The 14,951-nt window shown below is 61.3% G+C and carries 15 protein-coding genes and 2 pseudogenes; 9 read left to right on the forward strand and 8 right to left on the reverse strand.

Annotation, left to right across the window (positions count from 1 at the left end):
* The first annotated feature begins 123 nt into the window (after window positions 1-123).
* The 3 genes from serC (at window position 124) to QFZ33_RS12255 (ending at window position 3,151) form a co-directional block, all read left to right on the forward strand.
* Window positions 124-1,254, forward strand: a complete 1,131-nt coding sequence (serC, locus tag QFZ33_RS12245) for a phosphoserine transaminase (protein WP_307027805.1) — start codon at window positions 124-126, stop codon at window positions 1,252-1,254.
* Between the two features lie 238 nt (window positions 1,255-1,492).
* Window positions 1,493-2,365, forward strand: coding sequence for a formate/nitrite transporter family protein (locus QFZ33_RS12250; RefSeq protein ID WP_307027807.1), 873 nt, complete (start codon window positions 1,493-1,495; stop codon window positions 2,363-2,365).
* Window positions 2,366-2,974: 609 nt separating this feature from the next.
* Entirely contained in the window at window positions 2,975-3,151 is a 177-nt protein-coding gene (locus QFZ33_RS12255) for a hypothetical protein (protein WP_307027809.1), read from the forward strand.
* A gap of 145 nt (window positions 3,152-3,296) precedes the next feature.
* Here QFZ33_RS12255 and QFZ33_RS12260 read toward each other — a convergent pair whose 3' ends face one another.
* The gene (locus QFZ33_RS12260) at window positions 3,297-4,217 is read right to left on the reverse strand and encodes a LysR substrate-binding domain-containing protein (protein ID WP_307031793.1); all 921 of its coding nucleotides are present in this window, start codon (window positions 4,215-4,217) and stop codon (window positions 3,297-3,299) included.
* Window positions 4,218-4,266: 49 nt separating this feature from the next.
* Between QFZ33_RS12260 and QFZ33_RS12265 the strand changes: the two genes are divergently transcribed.
* Entirely contained in the window at window positions 4,267-5,196 is a 930-nt protein-coding gene (locus tag QFZ33_RS12265; protein WP_307027811.1) for a carbon-nitrogen hydrolase family protein, read from the forward strand.
* 129 nt (window positions 5,197-5,325) lie between these two features.
* A pseudogene (locus QFZ33_RS12270) lies at window positions 5,326-5,825 on the forward strand (aminotransferase class V-fold PLP-dependent enzyme); the annotation flags it as partial.
* A gap of 142 nt (window positions 5,826-5,967) precedes the next feature.
* Here the strand turns inward: QFZ33_RS12270 and QFZ33_RS12275 are convergent.
* A complete protein-coding gene (locus QFZ33_RS12275; RefSeq protein WP_373427269.1) occupies window positions 5,968-6,363 on the reverse strand; it encodes a winged helix-turn-helix transcriptional regulator in 396 nt (131 codons plus the stop codon).
* 86 nt (window positions 6,364-6,449) lie between these two features.
* On the opposite strand from QFZ33_RS12275, the gene QFZ33_RS12280 reads away from it, so the two are divergent.
* Window positions 6,450-7,058 (forward strand): NAD(P)-dependent oxidoreductase, encoded by a 609-nt coding sequence (locus tag QFZ33_RS12280; protein WP_307027815.1) that lies wholly within the window; start codon window positions 6,450-6,452, stop codon window positions 7,056-7,058.
* Between the two features lie 125 nt (window positions 7,059-7,183).
* On the forward strand, window positions 7,184-8,032 hold the full coding sequence (locus tag QFZ33_RS12285; protein ID WP_307027817.1) for a DsbA family protein: 849 nt from the start codon (window positions 7,184-7,186) through the stop codon (window positions 8,030-8,032).
* Window positions 8,033-8,194: 162 nt separating this feature from the next.
* Here QFZ33_RS12285 and QFZ33_RS12290 read toward each other — a convergent pair whose 3' ends face one another.
* The 3 genes and pseudogenes from QFZ33_RS12290 to QFZ33_RS12300 all read right to left on the reverse strand — a co-directional run bounded on the left by QFZ33_RS12290 (window position 8,195) and on the right by QFZ33_RS12300 (window position 9,571).
* A complete protein-coding gene (locus tag QFZ33_RS12290) occupies window positions 8,195-8,770 on the reverse strand; it encodes a DUF3090 domain-containing protein (RefSeq protein ID WP_307027819.1) in 576 nt (191 codons plus the stop codon).
* Window positions 8,771-8,794: 24 nt separating this feature from the next.
* Window positions 8,795-8,920 (reverse strand): annotated as a pseudogene (locus QFZ33_RS12295) (histidine phosphatase); the annotation flags it as partial.
* A gap of 495 nt (window positions 8,921-9,415) precedes the next feature.
* Window positions 9,416-9,571: a hypothetical protein gene (locus QFZ33_RS12300; RefSeq protein ID WP_307027821.1), complete on the reverse strand. Its 156-nt coding sequence runs from the start codon at window positions 9,569-9,571 to the stop codon at window positions 9,416-9,418.
* Window positions 9,572-10,408: 837 nt separating this feature from the next.
* Between QFZ33_RS12300 and QFZ33_RS12305 the strand changes: the two genes are divergently transcribed.
* Both QFZ33_RS12305 and QFZ33_RS12310 read left to right on the forward strand, forming a co-directional pair.
* Window positions 10,409-10,705, forward strand: a complete 297-nt coding sequence (locus QFZ33_RS12305) for a LysR substrate-binding domain-containing protein (protein ID WP_307031796.1) — start codon at window positions 10,409-10,411, stop codon at window positions 10,703-10,705.
* Window positions 10,706-11,734: 1,029 nt separating this feature from the next.
* Window positions 11,735-12,280, forward strand: a complete 546-nt coding sequence (locus tag QFZ33_RS12310; protein WP_307027823.1) for a DUF1206 domain-containing protein — start codon at window positions 11,735-11,737, stop codon at window positions 12,278-12,280.
* A gap of 426 nt (window positions 12,281-12,706) precedes the next feature.
* Here QFZ33_RS12310 and QFZ33_RS12315 read toward each other — a convergent pair whose 3' ends face one another.
* The 3 genes from QFZ33_RS12315 to QFZ33_RS12325 all read right to left on the reverse strand — a co-directional run bounded on the left by QFZ33_RS12315 (window position 12,707) and on the right by QFZ33_RS12325 (window position 14,844).
* Window positions 12,707-13,459 (reverse strand): hypothetical protein, encoded by a 753-nt coding sequence (locus QFZ33_RS12315; protein WP_307027825.1) that lies wholly within the window; start codon window positions 13,457-13,459, stop codon window positions 12,707-12,709.
* 1,020 nt (window positions 13,460-14,479) lie between these two features.
* Window positions 14,480-14,713 (reverse strand): hypothetical protein, encoded by a 234-nt coding sequence (locus tag QFZ33_RS12320; RefSeq protein ID WP_307027826.1) that lies wholly within the window; start codon window positions 14,711-14,713, stop codon window positions 14,480-14,482.
* 5 nt (window positions 14,714-14,718) lie between these two features.
* Entirely contained in the window at window positions 14,719-14,844 is a 126-nt protein-coding gene (locus QFZ33_RS12325; RefSeq protein ID WP_307027828.1) for a hypothetical protein, read from the reverse strand.
* Between the last annotated feature and the right edge of the window lie 107 nt (window positions 14,845-14,951).

Raw genomic sequence — 14,951 nt, forward strand, 5'->3', positions numbered from 1 at the left:
CATGCCTGTCCCTCTTCCTTACGGTACTTCCGTAACACTTAGTGTACTAAGTATTAGACCGCTAATCTAATTGGGTCTGGCTACTGCCGACGCGCAGGACCGTACAGGAGAGATGACAAAACTATGGGTTCAAGCAACATTTTGATTCCTTCTAAGCTGCTGCCCAGGGACGGACGTTTTGGTGCCGGTCCGTCCAGGATTCGTCAGGAGCAGATGCAGGCGCTGGCAGCAGCAGGTGCAACCCTGCTGGGTACCTCACACCGTCAACCCCCTGTACGGAACCTGGTGGGCGAGATCCGTGACGGGTTGAACTCGCTGTTTGCTGCACCATCCGGGTATGAAGTGGTCTTGGGGGTCGGAGGCGCCACGGCGTTCTGGGACGCGGCCACCTTTGGACTCATCGACAGCAAGGCCCACCATCTGTCCTTCGGAGAGTTTGGATCGAAGTTTGCGGCCGCCACGCATAAGGCGCCTTTCCTGAAAGATTCCACTGTTCTCAGGAGCGAGCCGGGCACACGTCCTGCGTTCGCGAGCGAAAGTGGTGTGGATGTGTACGCGTGGCCTCAGAATGAGACGTCGACAGGCGTCGTAGCGCCCGTGCAGAGAGTAAGCGGGGCGGACGATGGAGCCCTGACTCTGGTTGACGCTACCTCCGCCGCCGGGGGACTGGCCGTGGATGTCAGCCACGCTGACGTCTACTATTTTTCGCCTCAAAAGAATTTTGCATCCGATGGTGGCATGTGGCTCGCGCTGTTCTCGCCGGCAGCGCTGGAGCGGGTCGCGCGGATCAAAGCGTCCGGTCGCTGGATCCCGGACTTTTTGGACCTGCAGACGGCCATCGCTAATTCCCGGCTGAACCAGACCTACAACACCCCAGCCCTCGCCACCTTGGTGACTCTCAACGAGCAAATTTGGTGGCTTAACACCAATGGGGGGCTCCCTTGGGCGGCAGCACGTACAGCGGATTCAGCCTCGAGGCTCTATGACTGGGCAGAGAAATCCCCACATGCTGATCCGTTCGTATCCAACCCCCAAGACCGGTCCAACGTCATCGCCTGCATCGATTTTGACCCTTCAATCGATGCAGCCCAAGTAGCCGCCACCCTTCGCGCCAACGGCGTCGTGGACGTCGAGCCGTACCGCAAGCTTGGCAGGAACCAGCTCCGGGTTGCGACCTTCGTGGCTACCCAGCCTGACGATGTGAGTGCCCTCGTACAGTGCATCGATTTCCTGCTGGAAAGACTGGTGAGTTGACCTCAACGCGAAGGCACGGCTCTTTGAGTCAGGCGCCACATATCCATCCCTGAGCCGCGAGCCTCCATCTGTGACGCCCTTGGCCCATCAGGCTTCTAACGGCGAACGACCGAGATGGTGGGCAGAAAGTAACGCGGCGAGTCCCTGAAAAACCTGGCCGAAATACCAAGCAAATACTGTCTTCGATGCTGACCAGCCCTGAACGTCCAAAAAGCCCTATCAACTGGAGCCTACCCCTATGTCCTATGTGAAGCCCGGTGATCTGATCACGACGATGATCGACGCTGGTGAGTCGAAGGTATTCATGTCCACCCGGGACACGATAGTGCGGGCCGCGATGGCCGGTGCGCTGCTCTCCCTGACGGCTGCGTTCGCCGTCACGGTGAGCGTGACCACCGGCATCCCGCTGGCGGGGGCGATCCTCTTCCCGGTCGGGTTTATCCTGCTGTACCTGCTCGGCTACGACCTGCTGACCGGGGTGTTCGTCCTGACACCGCTGGCGCTGCTGGACAAGCGACCCGGCGTGACCGTCCGCGGCGTCCTCCGCAACTGGGGGCTGGTGTTCGTCGGAAACTTCATCGGAGCGTTCATCGTGGCCCTGCTCATGGCGGTCGTCGTCACCTACGGCTTCGCGATCCCGCCGAACGAGGTCGGCGTCGCCATCGGCCACATCGGCGAAGGTCGCACACACGGCTACGCCGAACACGGCGCATCCGGCATGCTGACGCTGTTCGTCCGCGGAATGCTGTGCAACTGGATGGTGTCGATCGGCGTGGCCGGCGCCATGATCGCCAAAGACGTCCCCGGAAAGGTGATCGTGATGTGGATGCCGATCATGCTGTTCTTCTTCATGGGCTTCGAGCACTCGATCGTTAACATGTTCCTGTTCCCCTCGGGCCTGCTGCTCGGCGGCGAGTTCACCATCCTGGACTACCTGGTCTGGAACGAAATCCCGACCGTGCTCGGCAACCTCGTCGGCGGCCTGCTGTTCACCGCGCTTCCTCTCTACGTCACCCACGCGCGGACCAAGGCGCCTTCCAACACAGTCGGGAACCTCGAGCTCCCGGCAGGGGAAGATGTCGCACGCACCGAAACCGGTATCCGTCACTAGGGCGTGTCGCCTAGAGTGACCGGGACGAGCTGGTACACCCACACGGGGTACGCCTACATCGGAAGCAGCGGAGCTCTGCACGAGTTCGGGTACGGCCTGCCGACTGGATCCCGGCCTCCGGCCTTCTGTCCATCTTCAGGGGAGCTCGCGGCCAGGCCGAATCCGGCTCGTCATCGGTTGCCCGGCTTCGGACGGTTGAAAAGTCTCTCCCCGCTCATTTTCAAACGCCGACAATGAACCTTCCGTCAACCCGCGCACGCCTGGACCGCCCTTTGCTGCCCGCTCACTTAGGGGACTTTGAGCGGTCTACGGCTGGCGTCAATTGTGGTTATCCACGGCTGCAAATTGGGAGCCGTTGGGCTAGCTCCCTGGCAGCAGTAGCGGTGGATAACCTATGAGACTTGTCCCCGGCTGTGGGCGGCGGCAGCCTACTTCCTCACGGTAGGGCGGGGCATCAATTCCAACTGCTTCTGCAGTCTAGGTAAGGACGCTTGTCAGGTTGGGGTGTAGGTCAGCCGGATATGACGACCCGGCGCACCACGCCTGTTCCCGGGTGGCAAAAGATCTCGTCAGCCTGTTGTCAGTCAGTTTCCGAAGTCGCCTGAACCGATGTCTGAAGTCGCCTGCACAACCCAGCTCCTGCGCTGGTGGTGCAGTCCGTTTGAGGTGTTCCTCATCGAGGCATTGTTATTGTGCTCCTCGCACTTCGGCGATCGTCTCTGGGCCGGCCGGGTGCCCCTGATCTCAGGGGCACCCGTATCCGAGTCCGGAATCACCCGCTTCTAAGCGGTCAGAGAGACCCGAGAGCATCGAAGAATCACTGCCAGCCGAGACGTACCGCTAAGGCCATTAGCACCGGCCTTTATGAAGCTTCGTTTCTCCGCCGCAACGTAGGCATTGTTCAGAGGTGATCCGAAGGTGGGGCGTAAATTTACTGGGGGTTGAGGATGGAGCGAATGAAATTTCGAAGCCAGTTGTGGGCGGGGTCGGCTTCGCGTTGTAGCGGCCACACCATGGAGACGGTGAACAGCGGGGAGGGGATGGGCAGCTCACTGAGCGTCACGTTTGCGGCCTCCGCAATGGCAGCAGCGGCATGGCGCGGGAGTGAGACGACAACATCTGCTGCTTTCAGGGACGTTATGGTACCGGCAAAGTGGCTGGTGGAGCCTGCCACGGCGCGCCCTAACCCTCTTGCCTCCAACAGGTCATCGATCAGGCCCCGCCTGCCATCGAAAGAGACCAGGAGGTGGCGGAGGGACAGATAATTCTCCAAGGAGATGGGTGCCGGTATTCCTAGGCGTGCACTGTCAAAGACGCAGGCGTAGGTGGAGGAAAAGAGTTGTTCCTGGTGATAACTTCCCCCCATTTGGGGAACGGCGGCAATCGCCAGATCGGTGGAGCCGTCAGCCAGCTGGCCTTCAATGGTGTGGCGGTTGGCCTGGCGGATGATGACCGTCATCTTCAATTGCCGTCGCTCAAGTTCCTGCAGGATCAGGGGCAGTGTGTGCGCTTCGATGTCATCGGACATCGCGATGGTGAATGCCTTCGAGCTCAGGGTGGGATCGAAGCCTGGTTCGCTATCGAGGACCCTCGAAAGCTCGCCAAGAGCCAGCTTGATCCTGGGCGCGATCTCAAGGGCTTTCGGCGTCGGCACCATCCCGTCCCGCGAACGGACAAAGAGCTCGTCATCAAGCATCCTGCGCAGGCGCCGGAGTGAAGCGCTCACGGCCGCCTGGCTGACCTTCAATATCCCGCCGGTACGCGTGACATGACGTTCCTGCATAAGCACCGTGAAGGTAACAAGCAGGTTCAAGTCCACCCGGGATAAATCACTCTCATTCATAATCATCATCACCAATATTAGTTTCACTTCTCGCCGTCTTGTCCCTACCTTTAAAGGCATGACCCGACTCACAGTTGCCGCAATCCAGGCCGGCTCACCCCTCTTTGAGACCCCTCAAGCCCTCTCCAAGGCCGAAAAATATATCCGGGAGGCAGCCTCGGCGGGCGCATCCGTCATCGTCCTTCCGGAAGCGTTTCTTGGCGGCTACCCAAAGGGCCTCGACTTCGGGATCACGGTTGGATCACGCTCCGCCGAGGGCCGGAACACCTTCAGCCGCTATGCCGGCTCCGCCATCACGGTCCCGGGCACGGAAACCGACCGGCTTGCGGAACTGGCCGCTGAACTCGAGGCAACCCTTGTGGTCGGAGCCATCGAACGGGAGCACGGGACCCTCTACTGCGTATCGCTGTTCTTCACCCCTGACGGCGGGCTGGCCGCCAAGCACCGCAAACTCATGCCGACAGCCGCGGAGCGCTATCTTTGGGGCCAAGGCGACGGATCCACCATGCAGGCCGTCCCCACGGACGCAGGCATCCTCGGATCGGCCATCTGCTGGGAAAACTACATGCCGCTCTACCGGCAGTCCATGTACTCCCAGGGAGTCGAAATCTGGTGCGCACCCACAGTGGATGACCGTGAGCAGTGGCAAGCCACCATGAAGCACATTGCCCTTGAAGGACGGTGCTTCGTGATCAGCGCCAACCAATACCTCCTCCGATCTGACCTCCCGGACGACGTCCAACCGATCCAGGGCGACAACCCCGAGACGGTGCTCATCGGCGGAGGAAGTGTCATCATCTCCCCGTTGGGCGACGTCCTCGCCGGCCCCCTCCGTGATACGGAGGGCGTCCTCCTGGCCGAGATCGAAACCGATGACATCGCCGGTGCCAAGTTCGATTTCGATCCGGCAGGCCACTACACCCGGCCCGATATCTTCTCACTGCACATAGACACAGCCCCCAAGGAAAACGCGATCATCAGCGGCTAAGGCCCATCAGCGTGCTGCAGCACGTGATAGCCGGCAAAGCCTGACCGCCTATCCCAGCAACCGGTGACTGTCGATTACCGTAACCGATCGATGGCAGGACTGTTCAGCCCATGCACAATCACGTTGTGTGAATTACTCAACGCACTGCCGCCCTTCCTCACCGGCGGTTCCATGATCACAACCGTGACCATGGAACAGGCCCACTACCTGCCCGCTCCGCAACGATTTGAAGCCGGTACCCAGCGGATCTCCCAGGCCGTCGCACTTGCCGCAGCCGTCAAGCACCTCGACTCCATCGGCATGGAACGGATCCACCAGTGGGAGTCCAACCTTGGGCAGCGTCTCATCGAAGGACTGATCACCATTGACGGAGTACGCATAGTCGGTCCCGGCCCCGCCTTGGCCTCGCAGCTTTTGACGTCGAAGGAGTGCATCCACACGACGTCGGACGGTACCTCGATGAGACGGGTATTGCCGTGCGCGTCGGTCACCACTGCGCCCAACCGCTGCACCGCCGACTTGGACTGACCGCAACCACCAGGGCCAGCACCTATCTGTACAACACCACAGACGACATCGACACCTTCCTCGAAGCCGTCGCAGGAGTCCGCAGGTACTTCCGCGCCTAACGCGCAGACAGCCTGAATCACTGGGCGCGGCCGCCTTAATGTCGCGCAAGTGGCTTGACTGAAACGATGACGTGCACCGATAAAACGTCGAATTTAGCGCTTACGGCTGGTTCCTGCCCGGGGGCAGGGAAAAGTGCTGTTCTCAGCGGCCGGTGAGGAGTTCCTCGTCGCGGGAGTCGTCATACTCGTCCCGGGCTTTGAGGATTTCGGGCACGTGGCTTTCAGCCCAGACGCGTAACTGGGCCAACGGCACCAGCAGGGAGCGGCCCGTTTCGGTCAACTCATAATCGACCCTGGGCGGGACCGTGGCATGCACGGTCCGGGTGACGAGTCCATCGCGTTCCAGCGCCCGAAGGCTCTGGGTGAGCACCTTCGGTGTCACGGTGTTGACCATGTTTTTCAAGGCAGTGAACCGCACAGGACCATCAGCGAGAACTTGGATGATCAGTGACGCCCACTTGTCACCGATGCGCTGGAAAATCACCCGGGAGGGGCAATCCGGGTTAAGAATGTTGGTCATCCTGCCATTGGTATCCATCGGGGTACTCAGTTCCTTTGAAGCTATCAGTATCAAATAAATACCATAGAGAGGTATCAACAAGACATCAACCCCAAGGAGAACCTGTGAAGATCGCAGTCTACGGAGCCACCGGCATGGTCGGCAGCCAGATCGTCAACGAAGCGCTGACCCGCGGCCACGAAGTGACCGCCGTTTCCCGCCGCGGCGCAGAGGTTGCCGGCACCGTTGTCCGGGCAGCTGACCTGGCAGACGCCGCAACCTTTGCCGCTATCGCCGATCAGCACGACGCCGTCGTCCTGGCCACTGGCCCCAGCCGCACCGGCGGGGACCACGGTGAATGGCTCACCGCGATGAAGACCGCCTACTCCAACGCCAGCGGCACCCGCCTGCTGGTCGTGGGCGGCGCCGGCGCCCTGGAAATCAACGGGACCCGGCTCGTTGACACCCCTGAGTTCCCCGAGGCCTATAAGGCCGAGGCCCTTACCCTCGGTGCAGCCTTCGACGCCATCAAGGAAGCCCCGGCGGAGCTGGACTGGACCATGCTCGCACCGGCCCCCGTGATCCAGCCCGGCGTACGCACCGGTGCGTACAACACGGCCAAGGACTCCCCGGCCGGCGACAGCATTTCTACCCAGGACTACGCGGTCGCCATGCTCGACGAAATTGAGCGCCCAACCTACCGCAACGCCCGGTTCACCGCCGCCAACAACTAAAGCGACCTGCTGGAACACCTCCAGCTAAGCAGCGCCTTCAGCTAAGCAGTGCCGTGCGGGCAGATCATCGGCTGGCCGCACGGCACGGGCCGCGGTGAACCTCACCACCTGTGCAAAGGACCAACATGACTTCCACCAAATTGACCTATGTCTTCGATGCCTACTGTGGCTGGTGCTACGGTTTCGCCCCGGCATTGCACGAACTGGCCCAGGATGACGGCATGGACATTGAGGTCATCAGTGGCGGCCTCTTCAGGGGCCACCACGCCAGCCCCATCGGGGCGCTGCCGCACATCCCCGGGGCCAACGCGCGGATTGCAGTTCTTACCGGCGTCCAATTCGGTGAAGCCTACGAAGCAGTTCTCTCAGACGGGACGCTGTACATGGATTCTGACGATGCCGGGACAGGGCTCGTTGCGCTGAAAGAAGCATCGTGCGGCAGGGACCTAGACATGGCCGCGGCCATGCAGCAAGCGTTCTACGTCGGCGGACTCAGCCTCTCGGACACTGGAACCTACCGGACCATCGCAACCCGTGAAGGGCTGGACCCCGACCTTGTGGAAAAGCTCTACACCGATCCCGGCGTACGGGAAAAGGCATTGGCAGAACAGGAACGCGTCGCAGATCTCGGAGTCCACAGCTACCCAACCCTTCTCGTCCACACAGCTGCAGGGCCGGGTAAAAATCGGCAGCCCCGTCTACACGGCCCAGCAACTGCGCAAGGCACTAAAGGACCTGCAGGAAGCACAGCACAGCTGAAATCCCATCATCTCTTTGGAAGGACAAAGGCAGCTGTGCTCCGCTTTCAGGCATCACCAGATGCACCAGTCGCCAACCGTGCTTTTATTCCCCTAACAGGTGAACAGCCTCTCGTCCTGTACAAGTTCCGATGGACGGCAGTGCATGAACACCCAAAAGCAACGTCGGACGAGTTCTCTCATCTACTTCTACTCGTCCCACTCCAATGCCGATAATGCACCCCGTCAACCTGGGTGAGCTAGGGGTGCTGTGGGGAAAATCCCGCAGCGGACTTTCGCCTACTATCGGCTTATAGACGACCACCACGTCACCGATAGGCCCAGGAATGTAGCGTTTTGAGGCCGTCGTGATGCGGCGGGTGAGCGTCAGCTCGGCGGTCACAAGGTCCGGGGCTGGCCTCCGGCCTCGGGAAGGGTGCAGATGTGCCCGTCGGCGTCTATGGGATAACCGCAGAGCGAGCAGATCGGACGCCCGGCGCCCACGACCTCACGGGTGCGCTTGGCGAATGCGCGGGCGGTGCCGACCGGCATTCGCACCAGCAGCATTTCGGGCTCGTTAGGGCCGTTCTCATCAAGGGATTCGTCGTTGTCATCAGCATCGACATCGGTGATGGGGTAGGCCTCTATTACGACCTGCGCCGTCGTTGGGTCCCAACCTAAGCTCATGGCGCCGGCCCGAAACTGCTCCTGAACGGCCTCGAGCTGGTCATTGTCGACAAGTTCAATGGGAGTACCCGTGGGAACGCTGAAGGGGTTGCCCTCGACGGTGACGAGCTGATCGAGAATTTCGTCGATCTTCTCTGCGAGCAGAGCCGACTGCTGCTTCTCCAGGGCAACGCTCACAATCTGCGTCCCTGCGCGCACCTGCAGGTAGAACGTGCGCGCCCCCGGAAGGCCAACGGTGCCAACGACGACCCGATCAGGCCAGGCAAACTCGTGAACACGTGTAGGCATGTCAGTATTTTAGGCACGTGAGGTTCATGGTGCCTTTTGCCCTGCACCGCCTCCCACGAGTGCATCGCCAGGGGGGACGCCGTTCGACAGCCACGACAGGTCGCCCGCTTCGGTGTTGGCCACATAGACGCTCGACCGACTTTCGCCGTGGAAGTGCGGTCCTCGATCGGCGAGGTTCGGGTCATGCCTTCTTCGGTGGTGTCCGCCCATGAGATGTTCGAAGGAGGTCGCAACGCTATGACGCTCGTTGAAACGCCCGGCCCTCGGCTTGCTCTGCAACAATGCCCAGCTATTTCGTGCGTCGGATTCCGGCTCAGCCCGCGGAGCATCGTCACTGTGGGCGGAGCGGCGGCCCGTGTGGACAGGGATTCTCAACGCCGCAAAAGGGCTGTCAGGCTCGGACGGATTCGGGCTCAAAATGCGCACAAAAGAGGGTGTGGACAGTGTCCACACCCTGGGCTTCGGATTCGGTTGTACTGGCGGCGGACTGGGGCGGGCTGGGGATGTTTTCGGGGAAGTGGCGGATTCTCAGGGGGAGAGGCTGGTTCGAGTCCCACCTCGGGCACGCGTTATCCCTGTTCAGGGGCTTTTTAGCCTCTGAGTGTGCACATTTTGTGTGGTGAGGGGCCCCTTCGGGGGTCTTTTTCATTGGTGGCCGGTGGTGGTGTGGCCTGCTGGCTCCTTCCCTTCCTGGATCGAGCGGTTGTCGTTCGTTACCTGTTCATGGACGCCGTTGGCTTGGGCAACATGACCTGAGACAAATCGGGTGTGGGTTTCTTTTCTGCGTCGTTTGTCGTTCATTGGGCTCCTTCACTTCGGTTCGTGGTGTCTTCCTGCTTCTTCATGGTTACCTCTGTCGTGTACTGCATGACGCTGAGAAATTTTTGCTGAGATGTCCTGATGTGAGGTGCCGGCTGCACTGGTTGATTCTTCATGCCTGTTCATCGCCCCTGCGTTGGACAACTACATGACGCTAGGGTTTGCACCGAGCCGTCCCGAGCGGTGGTGCCTGCTGCCTGGCTGGTTGTTCATATCCCTTCATTTCCCACGCTTTGCACAGCAGCATGACCGAAGTCGACGAGAGCTCATGTGTCTGCACAGGGATCCGCTCACAGCAGATGGGGTGCGGGAGGATCTTGTTGGGCATGGCCAAGCTTTTCGTAGGCGGGTAATCCGGGGCGCCATGAGTGCCTTCCGCCCGGACGGTGAGCACCTGCATTGATGGACATGCCTGACGCGCGACCCGGTGGGCTCTTGTGGCCGCCAGTGTAGCCCTCAGGGCACCCCTTGCGGGCCTCAAATAGGGCAGTTCATGTGGCTATCGAGAGGGCATCATTCGCGTGGACTTCTTCCAGCGGGGGAGTAGCTGTGAGGTGCCGTGCTGGAGGACGATCAAGCGCGACGGCTCAGCACCGTCGGGCAAACGCTGCTTCACCGCGCGATGTCGTGGACGGCACCCGCAGCGCCCGCACCGCCCCGGCGTGGGCGTTTTAGCCGCAGAATTAGGTTGAGGGGTAATAAGCAATACAACGCCTGCTCCTGCAGCAAAAACGCAGCCAACGTCGATACCCCGACGGGAGGCAGATGCGGCAAGGGCCATCGACGCTGAGAGAACCGCGGCACTGACGAATTGGCGAACTGCAACAACACCCAGGGGGCAGTCCCCCGTGGTCGGGGTCGGTGCGCGTCGAACCGCTCCTGTTCGAACCCCTGGACCTCGTCGTCCGCAAGGACCACCGGCTGGCGGCCAAAGACTCCGTCGGGCCAGAAGACCTCCGCGGGGAAGCCTGGGTGGCCGTGCACCAGGGATTTCCCCTCGAGAACGCCATCGAACAGATCGCCGGCATCGGCGGTGCCGAAGCACGCATCGCTCACCGGATCAACGAGTTTTTCGTTGCCGCGGCCGGGTCGCCGCCAGCGACTGGGTCGCGTTAATGCCCCGCTACACCACGGACATGCATCATCATCCGGACCTGGTCCTCCGTCCGATTTCCCGTCTTGGGCCCGGCCGGCACATCGACTGCCTCGCCCGACCCGAAACCCTCGAACGAGCGAACGTGAAAACCGTTCTGGCCCAACTCCGTGCCGTCGTAGCCGGCCTCGCCTCGCCCCGGCCTTCTTTTTGAGACGGTGCCGACGTCCGCCGTAGCCCAACTCACCACCGTCAGGTAGTTCGCAAACGGTGGATCGTATTTGCTACAGGCGGTCCGGCTCGTCCACGAATCTGTGAGTCGCATACTTATCTGTCTCGTTTTCCGCAGCGCTATTGGGCATGCTTGCCCATCCCCTCGCGTCCCGTTAGCGGATGGGCTTACGGGACTAGTCGCTCGGCCACAAAGCGCTGCGGAAACCTGTGGACTTTGCCGATAAATGGCGGCGTTCTGTGATCGCTTCATGTCGCATCGCTTTGGGCCACTAGCTGTCTTGTATGGCTAGGGTTATGAGACTCGTGGAACAGCCGCGGCCGTTGCGCCGTAGGCGTTACTGGGTTTACTCCGCTAGGAGGGTGGCGCATCGGCGGTTGGCTGCGAAGGCGCGGCGCATGGCTTCCTGGCCGAACACGCTCCCGCGGTGGCTGTCTTCGCTGGCTCCGGCAAGGCCTGTCTGTGCGAGTACTCGCGTGACAAAATAAGCGTTACGCACCACCGTATCTGCATTTGCGCTTGCGCTGAGGATCGGAAATGAAGAGAGAGCTGAAGGACGCCGCGAACGCGGTCGAGGATGCATCCAACTCGAGGGCTCTCGTGATTGCCGCGAGGGCAGGTTTTGCCGTCAGCGGCCTGTTGCACCTGCTGATCGGGTTCGTTGCCATCCAGTTGGCATTAGGCACGGCGGGAAAGGCGGGAACCGGCGGATCAGGCCGGTGCAGTCGCCCAACTCGCCTCCCAGCCGCAGGGTCTGCTGCTGCTGTGGGCCGGATTCGCCGCATGCGTTGCTCTGGCTCTCTGGCAAGCCAGCAGCGCCGTGTTTGATTATGGGCAGCTGGAGGCGCGGAAGAAGGTGGGAAAGAAGCTTTCCGCAGCCGGCAAGGCGGTAGTGTTCGCAGTGATCGCACTGACGTTCGCTGCCTCCGCCAGCGGAAACAGCAGGAACAGCGGAAAGACCACCAGCGATTTCACCGTCTCCATCATCAAGGCGCCCGGGGGTGCGGTCCTGCTGATCGCCATCGGGGCCGTAATCGCCATCGCCGGCCTTGTCTTCGTGGTGCTTGGAGTCAAAGGATCGTTCAAGAAGGATCTGCAGTTGCCACCCTCGGGCACCGCCCGGTCCATCGTGACGGGACTGGGAGTGGTCGGCTATGTAGCCGAGGGCGTCGCACTGTTTCTGGTGGGATTGCTGTTCATCATTTCCACCGTTAACGCCAGCCCTCGGGAGTCCACCGGCTTGGATGGCGGGCTAAAGGCGCTGCGCGAGCAGCCGTACGGGGTTTACATGCTGACCGCCGTCGGCGCCGGTCTGATCTGTTACGGGCTGTACCTGATGGTGAAGGCCAAATTCGCGCGGATGTAACCTGCCCGCCGACCCGGCCAGCTCCCGCTCCACTGCCTCGCAGAGGGGACGAACATACCGCGACGCCAGCCGACGCTTCCGGGTCACCGCCGGGAGCGTTTGCCCGTAGGAGCGCTTTCCGCATGGAAACAGAGTGACCACCGCTATAACCAGGCTTATGACCGACGTCGCGAGCGTGATCTAGCTCGCCGAGGGCTATCAACTCCAAGTAACCGCTTAACCTGCCACTCGTACTCGCCCACCAACAAGCCCGACGATAAGAAAGAACGAGGGCGACTGCCTCCCAAGCGGAAAACATCAGACCGCTGTAACCTCCCCGCCACCGATCGGGCGGGCGTTTCAGTTACCAACGCGCCCAGCAGGGCCGGGACTGCATCCGTTGAGGGTTCAGCAGGCGTCCGCTGCCCTTGGTTCATCCGTGCAGCTTCAATTCCTTAGATTTTGCGGGACCGGAACGATCCCGGCGACGAGTGTGCCAAGACGGGCCGCCGCAGCCAGCTCCAGTCCAGTATCCGTGAAAACGAGGTTGTCACCGCTGATAACCAGAACGTGCCCTGCCTTGTATCCTTCCAACCATGCGGCGTCGCCAGCGTCTGCTTCGTCGAGCTGCTGGCTGTGCATCAGTTCACCGTCAATGTGGAGTTGTACGGTCCCTCCGCCTGCCAGGGTGCACGTGCACGTGTTCCCCACAGGGATGGCTTGCTGCACGATGTCGCGGTAACTTGCGGTTAGGGACAGCTGGAACCCGTGGTTGAGCAGCGCCGATACCAGCGCCGACGTCATCTCCCCGCCCGGTTCACCAAAGACCAAGCTCGGCACCAGAGTGTAAGCCAGCACGGGGATGTTCGTCTTCCCCAACCCGCCCCCGCTAAGGACCATGCGGGCACCTATCGACGCCAGGGCGTCCATAGCATCGTCAGTCTGGCGCACTCTTAGGCCGGGTTCTTGGCATCTGAGATGGCAGACGGCAGGATCGAAGGTGAGACAGACAGTGTCCTCCAGATCGTGGCTTTCGGTGATATCCACGGTAAGGGACAGCGCATCGCCGGTCCCAAGTCGCAGCCGGCAGGCGGCGCAGTGCTTGGCCGAGGCCATGACCGAATCGATGTACTGAGCGGTGTCCCTGCCCTTGAAAACCTCTAGGCGTCGGTCCCAAGCGACATTGCTGGTGATAGGCATTTCCGTAGTCCAATCCATTTGAGCCACCCAGCGACGCAGCGCCGGTGCGGGCACTCACGTCCTGCAGCGGGAGAAAGGCCCGGGTCAGGCATCCGACCGAGGAGTCCTTTGTCGTATCCGGAGCACTGACCGGACCCAACTCCCCAGCCAGATACCGGAAAGGCTGACGCCGCTACCTTGGGGAAACCTGTTAATACCCTGTGGGACTGAACCAGAGGGGGAGCCGAGGCGGACCCCCTTGCCGCACGATCGGATTCTCAAAGGCCGGCTAAGCCCCCCGTCCACGCAAGAAGTGTCCGGATAATTCCAGAGTTTTCAGGAGACCCTGCTGAGATGACACACGAGGAAGACCACCCGGCCATGGGATGCACTATCAGCGATGCTTGCCGGTGCAGGACGCCCGTCCAAACCATCCGTCTGAACCAGCCTGCGAAAGCCGGATTTAAGACCCGTTCTCGGTCCCTTCCTGTAACCCATAACAAGTTGCCGTCCCCGGCCCCGAGTGGTGCGATAACTACTTCCCGCACCACCATACTGCGCTGGCAGGTTCTGAAGATCCTGAATGAAGTATTCGACGACCCCGACACCACACCCGATGCCCGCAGAAGCCTGCTGCAACAAATGCAGGAGAACCCCGGCCACCCAGAATTGGCGTTACTGGCCCACCTAGGTGTCATTACGGCTCGCACCTTCGCCATGGAGTGATGCGCAGGGTCGGCCAGTAAGCACCTGACACTCTGGGCGCAGGTCAGGAATCCACGGCTGCTCGCCGTTCAACGGGCACTTCAAGACGCAACCTTCGCGTGTTCATCGGCGAAGAGCAGTTCGCGCCGGAGAACCGGTTGAAGGAGTCTGCCCCAGTTCCTGTCGAAAGAAGCCCAGCAGGCACTCCTATCACCGGACGTTGCCGCCCGCCGGTGCATGACGAAGAGCGGGTAATAGTTCAAGGAGGCGCTGCCCAGATGGGCGCTAACAAATGTGCGCTAACAGCAGGCAGAGGCTCGGCCAGCGGCACCGGGGTCAGTAAAGGTAGACATCGATGATCAGGGCCGCAAGTGCGGTTGCGGCGTCTGTCCCGACAATGCTGCGGGGCGCGTCGCGTCTGCAGGGTCCGAGCATCAGGGCTGCAGCAGCCCCTGCGAGGGTAAACACGGCTGTTCCGGTGTCCTGCCAGCTGACCGGAAACGGCGAACGGCAGGTCATGGGAAACAGGCCGATTGCTCCCGTCCAGTTCAGAATCGAATTCCAGGTCATTGGCATTACGGGTGCGGCTCCGGATGCGGTGGCCAGAACGCCGAGCCGGCGTTCCCACGCACCAGCACCAGCAGTGCGAGGGCAGCGAAGGCGGACAATAAGGCACCCAGGAACATCTTCGACAGACTCATCACAGGCCTGACCCTTGCACACACAATGCTGCAACCACGAGTCCAGTGTAGGAAGCCCGGGCAAGGACGGTACCCCCTCCCCGCCGACGGGAGGCAGCCAAGGAGCG

This window comes from Arthrobacter globiformis, from assembly GCF_030815865.1.
Classification (GTDB): domain Bacteria; phylum Actinomycetota; class Actinomycetes; order Actinomycetales; family Micrococcaceae; genus Arthrobacter; species Arthrobacter globiformis_B.